This is a genomic window from Burkholderia sp. Se-20378, assembly GCF_017104665.1.
GTDB classification, from domain to species: Bacteria; Pseudomonadota; Gammaproteobacteria; order Burkholderiales; family Burkholderiaceae; genus Burkholderia; species Burkholderia lata.
Genome location: NZ_JAAGPG010001271.1, coordinates 1 through 201 on the forward strand (window position 1 = coordinate 1; position 201 = coordinate 201).

The window sequence follows — 201 nt, forward strand, 5'->3', positions numbered from 1 at the left end:
CTTCGACGTCGACGGGTCTGTCGTCAGCCACCAGCTCGATTGGTTCGTTGTCGACGGGGCTCAGCTCGACGAACAGTTCGGTGACTTCGCTGTCTACCTCGACCTCGACGGGCCTGTCGTCGGCGAACAGCTCGATTACTTCGTTGTCGACTTCGACGTCGACGGGTCTGTCGTCAGCCACCAGCTCGATTGGTTCGTTGT

General features: G+C 59.7%; 1 protein-coding gene. It reads right to left on the reverse strand.

The genetic code is table 11. The features are described 5' to 3' along the window. Positions 1-201: hypothetical protein (locus G3N93_RS42590; protein ID WP_206135679.1), on the reverse strand; the 201-nt coding region annotated here is incomplete at both ends.